Here is a 6,925-nt window from a genome sequence, read left to right as displayed (position 1 = left end):
GACGATCCTATCACGAGCATCCCGGTGCCGCCGACGACCGCGCAGGCCCGGTCGCAGCCGGACTCCTGGCCTTCCCCCCCCCCCCCCTCCCCCCTCCTCCCCCCCCCCTCCCCCCCCCCCCCCCCCCCCCTCCCCCCCCCCCCCCCCCCCATGCCGTCGCCGGAAAGCCCTCGTGAACCCGTAGCCGCTAAAGGCGGATATCGGGGGTATCCGGAGAGCAGCCGGGACGGTCGCCGTGACGCAGCAGGGGACCTGCTCACCTCCAAGGATCGACGGCCGCCCCGGTTCCGCATTCGATCCGGGTGCGTGAAGTCGAAAAGTCGGGGCAGGCGAAGTCCAGGCGGAACGCAGCACAACCGCCGAGCACCACGTACAGCACAAGGAGGACCGGCTGGGATTTCATTCTCCCGCCGCCCCGTTGACCGAGGAGTTGTTTTCGCGTGACTGAGAATGTGTGGAGTTACCAGCCGACCGCGGGCCACCTGGCCGGTACGGACCTGACCGGCTACAAGGTCGAGGCGACCGACGGCAGCATCGGCAAGGTCGACAAGCACTCCGACGAGGTCGGTGACGCCTACCTGGTGGTCGACACCGGCGTATGGATCTTCGGCAAGGAGGTCCTCCTGCCGGCCAGCACGGTCGTCAAGGTCGACCCGGACGACCAGAAGATCTTCGTCGACCGGACCAAGGAACAGATCAAGAACGCGCCCGAGTTCCACCGGGACAAGCACCTCGGCGACACCGGCTACCGCGAAGAGCTCGGCACCTACTACGGCACCGGCGCCCCCTTCGGCGGCCGCCCCGCCTGATCGCACCCCCGTACGACGACGCCGGTCCCGGCACCCCCTGGGTGCCGGGACCGGCGTCATGGTGGGGTCAGCCACCCTCGGATTCGAGGACCACGCCCTCGCCGCGATCCGGGGTCCAAGGCAGGCGGGAAGCGCGCAGACGGGCAAGCGCATGGTCGAAGTCGATGGGAGTCCGTGCCCAGCCCTTCGACACCGACCATGCCGGGTGTGCGTCGGCAGATCTCTCGGTCAGCCGGTGACCATGGCGGGCGGTGTGGTGGTGGCCGTACGGCGGATGTCGCTCTCACTCGCGTACGCGACCCCGTCCGTGTCGACCAGCGCGTCGAGCCCGAAGGGCCCGGCGTAGCCGTGGTTGACCAGGTAGCGGCCCAGGGCCGTCCCCCACTCCCCCAGCTCGCCGGCCACATGCGCGCAGGGCGGTGGCAGCGCGGAGGCGTAGCCGGTGCCCTCCGGCCGAACGGTGGGGCTCCACCACAACACGCTCGTGGTCCCGCAGGAGTTCGCGCGCCACGTCTTGCGCCTCCGGGCGCCGGCACATCCGGCCCGGCGGCAGCCGCATGCCCAGCTGCTCGCAGGGGGCACATCGATCACCGCCGCCGATTCCGGGGGCACCCCGTCAGGTCGTCCACGTACCGCAAGAGCTCCCGGCTCAACGGCACGGGAGTGACGAACATGTCCCCCGGCCGAAGCACCCACGCCTTCCGCGGCGCCTGCTGGGCCCACGTCGTCAGGTCTGACCCGGCAATGCCGTCATAGCGAACACGTCGCCAACCCTGCTGGTCGGGCAGGTAGATGATCAGCTTGGCGGCTGACGGCTGACGGCTGACGGCTGAACCGGTCAGCCGGTGACGAGCACCGAGTCGTCGAGGACACCCGTGCCAGGCAGGTGGAGGCGGGCGGCAATAAGGGCTGCGTGCACGTCCGTCGTGCCGGTGGACACGCAGAGCGCCCGCTCGACGTCCTCGATCTCCCTGCGCACGGGCGATCCCCCTTCCGCGGCGTCGAGCACGGACAGCGCCCAGTAGCGGTCGACGAGGCCGGGGAGCACGGCCGGGTGAGCCATCAACATGGGTGGTTGCCTTTCGTCGGCGGATCCAACGGGTGCCCGTCGCCTACCCTCCCGATCACCCTTGAACCCCGGCACGGTCGGCTCACCCTCTGGCCCTCGCTCCCATGGCCGAACCGCTTGTCAGGGGCAGACGGCACACGGTCCGACGCACCCCACTGCTCCGGCCGCGATGCGTCAGGCGGGTGTCTTGCGGCTCCGTCAACGTGAAGCGGCCACACTCGTGACCACACGGCAGAGGCGGCGGCAAGGAGTCTGCCGTCGTCGGCCGCCCCCCGCTCGGTGCGCGAAGGCCTCCCGGCGACGGGGCGCTGCCCGGACACCCGCCGCCGGGATTCCTGGGTGGCCGTTCAGCGGCCGCGGCCTGCCCGAGACCGGGGTTGGAACGGTGTCCCGCGTGCCGGCCGGGGTTCGGTCCCGGCCGGGGGTTCGTGGCGGCGTCAGGTGGTCTCCGGCGCTCTGAGGGGGGCTCCGGCCGCGTGGAGGCTGGCGAGGGTCTGCCGGTAGGAGCTGACCAGGCTGGTCTCCAAGTAGCTGACCCCGAGTTCCTGGCAGTACCTGCGGACGATGATCTGGGCCCTGCGCAGGTGGGGGCTGGGCATGCTCGGGAAGAGGTGGTGCTCGATCTGGTAATTGAGACCGCCCAGGACGATGTCGGTGAACCGGCCGCCGCGTACGTCCCGGGAGGTCAGGACCTGGCGTCTCAGGAAGTCGGGCCGCTCGTCACCCCGCAGGACCGGCATGCCCTTGTGGTTCGGGGCGAAGATCGAGCCGAGGTAGACGCCGAAGAGGCACTGGTGGACGAGGAGGAACACGACCGCTTTGCCGGGCGGCAGCACCAGGAACAGCGCGCCGAGGTAGGCGGCGAGGTGAGCGGCGAGCAGGCCCCCCTCCCACATCCGATGCTTGAGCGAGCGGTCGAACAGGGACCGCACTCCGGACACGTGCAGGTTGAACCCCTCCAGCGTGAGCAGCGGGAAGAAGAGGAACGCCTGTGATCGGCCGAGCAGCCGCGGCAGTCCCCTGGCCGTGCGGGCCTGGTCCTGCGTCCAGACAAGGATGTCCGCGTCGAGGTCGGGATCGAGGTCCTCGTGGTTGGGGTTGGCATGGTGCCGTGTGTGCTTGTCCTGCCACCACCCGTAGCCCATGCCGATGCCGAAGTTGCCGGCGATGCGCCCGGACACCTCGCTGGCCTTGCGCAGCCGGAACACCTGCCGGTGGGCCAGGTCGTGCGCGAGCAGGGCCACCTGCCCGAACACGAAGGCAAGGAAGGCAGCCGCAGGCAGCGTCCACCAGCTGTCGCCGATCAGGAAGAAGGCCGTCCACCCAGCGGCGTACAGGGCTGTGACGGCCACGATGCGCAGTGCGTAGTACCCGGGGCGCCGGGCCATGAGACCCGCCTCCTGGATCTTCCGGGAGAGTCGGGCGAAGTCGCTACCCGAATCCGCCCGTACGGGAGGGGGGCGCACCGTCTGGGAGGAATTCATGATCAAGAGTCGCTTTCCGTAGTCCGTCTCGGAGGAGCGGCCCCGGCACCCGCGGAACGCCCTGTGCCGGAGCCCACCCGGCTCGCGGGTGACGCTTCCCGTCGTACTGCACATACCCGGGATATCGGCATTGACGTACTCCCCGCTCCGCGCCATCGTCCCGGCCTCGGGCGAGCGGACGCCGGCCCGGGACGCCGACCGGGCCGGCACGGTGACGCACCGAGGCGGAACCCCTGTCGGAAGTCCTCTGCCCCGCCACTCGCACTCCAGCCGCCGAGCACGCCGCCACCGAGGGCGCGGGACGCCTCGGCCTGGGCCAGCAGTCCCTGCGCCTTGCCCTTGACGCCTTCGACGGCGCCGGCGACGAAGCGCAGGGGCGGCTGCTTCTGGTCGGGGGTGGTCAGCAGGGCTGTGGCCCGGCCGTACGGGGTGCAGTCCTGGCCATCACGGCCGCAACGGGGCCGCACCCCGGCATCGCCGCACCCTCCGATCCGAACGGGGAACCGCCGGTCGGCTGCCACATGCGCCCCGAAGAGTGCGGCTGATTCGGCAGGGTCCTCGCCCAGGCCGACGCCGCAGCCCTGATGCCCTTCACCAGGGGTGGCGAACCCACCGCCCGGTACCTCACCAAGCGCCAGGGCAAAGGCCACTTCGACACCTTCACCCACGCCGGTACCGGCATTGGCTGCATAGGTCCGTTACTGAAGCAGGATCACCTTGCGGAGAAATTCGAATCCGGCTCGGTAGAGCAGGCTCTCGATTCTCTTGAGAAGATGCAGCGCCCTGGTCCAGAGCGCGACAAGGCCGGTGGGGCTGGCTGTCGTACTCCGGTTCTAGAGTTCGGCACATGTCCCGTCACACACCTGCCCGCCCGGTCGACGTGGAGAGCCTCTTCCCTGAGCTGCTTCCCTTCCGCCGTGAGTCCGTCCGCCTCCACCCGCGCCCCGGTTCTCCGACATACCGTGACAGCTCCGTCGGGGGTCCTCTGATGTGGCCGGCCGACGAACCATGGCCGGTGTGCACTGCGGAGCACTACGACCCGGACACCACGAGCCACCTTGAACCCGCCGCACCCATGGCCCCCATCGTGCAGGTCCGCCGCGTCGACGTACCCGGCCTTCCCTTCCCCGAGGGCACAGATCTGCTCCAGGTCCTGTGGTGTCCCTACGCTCACGGCACATACTGCTACCCGCTGCCCCTGGTGTACTGGAGGGACTCCCGCGCCATCCGGGAGGTAGGGCCGACGCCTGCACCGGCGGCGGCCGGGCTTCCCGACGGGTGGTACCCGGCACCCTGTGTCGTTCACCCCGAGCAGGTGACCGAATACCCGAGGAATGACCTGTCCTGGGATCTCGAGGACGCGCTTGAGGACCGTTCCGAGGCATTGCTGGCCGAGACCGGGCTGCGTTACTCGTCGCATCTCGCAGACGCGCCGGGGATCAAGCTGGGCGGCTACCCGGGCTGGCGCCAGGAGCCCTGCTGGCCGGACTGCGAAACGTGCGGCGGCCGCATGGATCACCTTCTGACCGTGACCGAGGGGGAATTCAACAATGAGTCCTGGCGCACATGGCTTCCCGAGGAAGACCGGCCCACCGAGGAGACTGAGACCCGCTGGCTATGGGAATCCGAGGCGTTCAACCCAACCCTTCTGGACACTTGCGGCATCAACGTCTACGTCTTCGAGTGCCGCACCTGTCCCCACCGTCCCATCGGACACTGGTCGGACCGATGACCGGCAGACACAAGCCGTCTGAGCCCACATCTCACCCTGTCGACCACGCTTCAGCAGAGCAACACACTGCTCTCGAAACTCGGTTCTGGGGAGTGGTCGCGGAGCGTCACTGAAGCAGGATCATCTTGCGGAGTAGGTCGAATCCGGCTCGTCCGTAGAGCTGCCTCTTGATCTTCTTGATGCGGTTCACGGCGCCCTCGATGCTGCCCGAACTCCAGGCCAGGGTGAGCCCGGCTGTCACGGCGTCGAAGTCCCGGTGCAGGTGGAGTGCGAAGCCGGTGAGGCCCGGTAGTTGGCTGGCATCGACTGCGTCGATCCAGGCAGGGAGCCTATCGCCGAGGCGGCCGCTGAGTAACTCGCCAAAGTCGCGGACATGCCCGGCTGCCGTGTCCAGTTCAGGACGACGGGCCAGGACATCCTTCAGACTGGCGCGGTCCTCTTCACTCAGGGCCGTGGGGTGACGGGTGAGCCAGGCGGTCACCTGCCGCACCGTCGGCGGCCGGGGCGGGGCCCCGGGCGGATCTGCGCGCAAGGTAGCGATGTGCGCGCGGACCATGCCGTAGGTGACAGGAGCTTGCTCGGCAACCAATTCACGGTGTAGTCGGGTGACGCTGGTGCATCCCTCGGCGAATCGCCGCTCCAGGTAAGGCTTGTAGGGCTCCAGCCTGCTCGACCGGGGCCGGCTCTCGCGGAAGGTGTCCTGCCAGCGGGCGGCGGCCGCGTACCGGAGCACGGTGTTGAGGCCCCAGCCCAGGTTCCGGGCAATCGCCCGGCGTGAGTGGCCTTGGGCAAGCAGCTCGTGGACCACGGCGTGCGCGGCCTTCTTGCGCTCGGCCCGCCGGCCCACGGGTGCCGATTCGTCCTGCGGCCGACCGGGTTCCGGTCGGGTGGTCTCGGGCAGCATGCCGCTGGGCGACGGGTTGCGAGGCAGTCGCGGTGGGCAGCGACGCAGGTATCCACAGCCCGGCCGAGGCCCTGCCACAGATGGAACCGGTCAGCGACCTGCAGAGCGTCGGGGGCACCGCGGCGTGCGCCCTCTGCGTAGGCGCCCGCCCGGTCTCGGCAGATGATCTCCACGCCGGGGTGGCGGGTCAGCCACTCGGCCAGCGGCATCGCTTCACGCGTGGGGAGTACGTCGACCACGCGATGGTCTTCGACGCTGGTCAAGACGGTGGAGTAGGTCTGACCGCGACGGATCGCGCAGTCGTCCACGCCCAGCACACGCGGAGTGCCGAACCGCAGATCGGACATTGCCATGACTCTGCGTAACAAGGTCATCCGTCCCGCGCCGAAGCCCAGCTGGGCAGCCAGCCGAGCTCCGGCCCGCCCGGCCAGCGCGAGCCCCACTCGCTCCAAGGCGTGGTTGAGCCGAGTGGTGAACCGTGCGTGCGGGGCGGCCAGTCGGGAGAACGGCTCAGCGAACGTCCGGCGCGGGCAGTCCGCCGACCCGCAGATGAAACGCCGGACCGTCAGCCGGATCACAAAGCCCTGCTCAGCGAGCGGAAGGTCCTTCAGCCTGCGCTGATAACGGTCGTGGACTCGTTCTGAGAAGCGCCCGCAGTCCGGACACGCCGCCCCGGCCGCGTGGCCTCTCGCCACCACCTCGACCGTGCCGAACGCGGCGGTCACCGCCTCGACATCCACATCGTCGATCCCGTCGAACACCAGCGAGTCCCAGAACGGCGCATCGGTCTGCATGACCAGCACCATCACCGCCCACAACCGGCCGCAGCAGCGGCTGGCAGACACCTGAGGGAGCGTCACTTACGACCGTCAGACGACAAGGCGTACGCCGTCTCGCACGAGCCAGTCCCTCGCAATCGAACACCGA

Annotated in this window: 8 protein-coding genes and 1 pseudogene; 3 read left to right on the top strand and 6 right to left on the bottom strand. The window is 69.5% G+C overall.

Annotated features, from left to right (window positions below; translation table 11 throughout):
- Positions 1-440: 440 nt before the first annotated feature.
- Positions 441-809, top strand: coding sequence for a PRC-barrel domain-containing protein (locus tag ACZ573_RS35185; RefSeq protein WP_471312403.1), 369 nt, complete (start codon positions 441-443; stop codon positions 807-809).
- Positions 810-1,037: 228 nt separating this feature from the next.
- Here ACZ573_RS35185 and ACZ573_RS35180 read toward each other — a convergent pair whose 3' ends face one another.
- The 4 genes from ACZ573_RS35180 to ACZ573_RS35165 all read right to left on the bottom strand — a co-directional run bounded on the left by ACZ573_RS35180 (position 1,038) and on the right by ACZ573_RS35165 (position 3,362).
- Complete coding sequence (locus ACZ573_RS35180; RefSeq protein ID WP_471312402.1) at positions 1,038-1,289, bottom strand: hypothetical protein; 252 nt, start codon at positions 1,287-1,289, stop codon at positions 1,038-1,040.
- 107 nt (positions 1,290-1,396) lie between these two features.
- Positions 1,397-1,540 carry a preATP grasp domain-containing protein gene (locus tag ACZ573_RS35175; protein WP_471312467.1) on the bottom strand — a complete coding sequence of 48 codons (144 nt, stop codon included), beginning with the start codon at positions 1,538-1,540 and terminating at the stop codon, positions 1,397-1,399.
- 107 nt (positions 1,541-1,647) lie between these two features.
- The gene (locus tag ACZ573_RS35170; RefSeq protein ID WP_471312400.1) at positions 1,648-1,878 is read right to left on the bottom strand and encodes a DUF5133 domain-containing protein; all 231 of its coding nucleotides are present in this window, start codon (positions 1,876-1,878) and stop codon (positions 1,648-1,650) included.
- Positions 1,879-2,315: 437 nt separating this feature from the next.
- Positions 2,316-3,362 carry a fatty acid desaturase family protein gene (locus ACZ573_RS35165; RefSeq protein WP_471312398.1) on the bottom strand — a complete coding sequence of 349 codons (1,047 nt, stop codon included), beginning with the start codon at positions 3,360-3,362 and terminating at the stop codon, positions 2,316-2,318.
- Between the two features lie 1,315 nt (positions 3,363-4,677).
- Here ACZ573_RS35165 and ACZ573_RS35160 point away from each other — a divergent pair.
- Complete coding sequence (locus tag ACZ573_RS35160; protein WP_471312396.1) at positions 4,678-5,094, top strand: hypothetical protein; 417 nt, start codon at positions 4,678-4,680, stop codon at positions 5,092-5,094.
- A 106-nt stretch (positions 5,095-5,200) separates the two neighbouring features.
- Here ACZ573_RS35160 and ACZ573_RS35155 read toward each other — a convergent pair whose 3' ends face one another.
- Both ACZ573_RS35155 and ACZ573_RS35150 read right to left on the bottom strand, forming a co-directional pair.
- Positions 5,201-5,998 carry a transposase gene (locus tag ACZ573_RS35155; RefSeq protein WP_471312394.1) on the bottom strand — a complete coding sequence of 266 codons (798 nt, stop codon included), beginning with the start codon at positions 5,996-5,998 and terminating at the stop codon, positions 5,201-5,203.
- Between the two features lie 20 nt (positions 5,999-6,018).
- Positions 6,019-6,693, bottom strand: a pseudogene (locus tag ACZ573_RS35150) (ISL3 family transposase); the annotation flags it as partial.
- A 10-nt stretch (positions 6,694-6,703) separates the two neighbouring features.
- Between ACZ573_RS35150 and ACZ573_RS35145 the strand changes: the two are divergent.
- Positions 6,704-6,847, top strand: coding sequence for a hypothetical protein (locus ACZ573_RS35145; protein ID WP_471312392.1), 144 nt, complete (start codon positions 6,704-6,706; stop codon positions 6,845-6,847).
- The last annotated feature ends 78 nt before the right edge of the window (positions 6,848-6,925 follow it).

The sequence above is a fragment of the Streptomyces sp. NPDC040545 genome (assembly GCF_055595065.1).
Note: the sequence above shows the minus strand (reverse complement) of the source record. Positions and strands in the feature narration are given on the sequence as shown.

Coding starts and splice junctions, on each gene's coding strand:
- ACZ573_RS35165 (WP_471312398.1), bottom strand. CDS start 3,362: ATGAATTCCTCCCAGACGGTGCGCCCCCCTCCCGTACGGGCGGATTCG.
- ACZ573_RS35155 (WP_471312394.1), bottom strand. CDS start 5,998: ATGCTGCCCGAGACCACCCGACCGGAACCCGGTCGGCCGCAGGACGAA.
- ACZ573_RS35170 (WP_471312400.1), bottom strand. CDS start 1,878: ATGTTGATGGCTCACCCGGCCGTGCTCCCCGGCCTCGTCGACCGCTAC.